The organism is Cohnella baijiui (assembly GCF_020731285.1).
Taxonomy (GTDB): domain Bacteria; phylum Bacillota; class Bacilli; order Paenibacillales; family Paenibacillaceae; genus Cohnella.
The window spans coordinates 1-207 of the sequence record NZ_JAJFOW010000545.1 but is presented as its reverse complement, the minus strand read 5'-3'; the positions used below and the strand labels follow the sequence as shown (position 1 = coordinate 207).

1 pseudogene is annotated in these 207 nt (G+C 48.3%); it reads right to left on the bottom strand.

The features are described 5' to 3' along the window. Positions 1-207: pseudogene (locus tag LKX83_RS33730) on the bottom strand (diaminopimelate decarboxylase); the annotation flags it as partial.

Sequence of the window (207 nt, the reverse complement as noted above, 5' to 3'; positions counted from 1 at the left end):
AAGCCTGTCGTCTCAAAGATCTGCGAGCCAATATGAGAATGAATACCAAGCAGCTTATAGAAAGGTTTTGCAAGCGACAGCTTCACTGCTTGCAACGCTTGACCACTCGACACCCCAAAGCCGAACTTTGAATCATCCTGCCCGGTAGAGATATAATCATGTGTATGCGCCTCAATTCCTGGCGTCAAGCGCAGTAGGATCGGAACA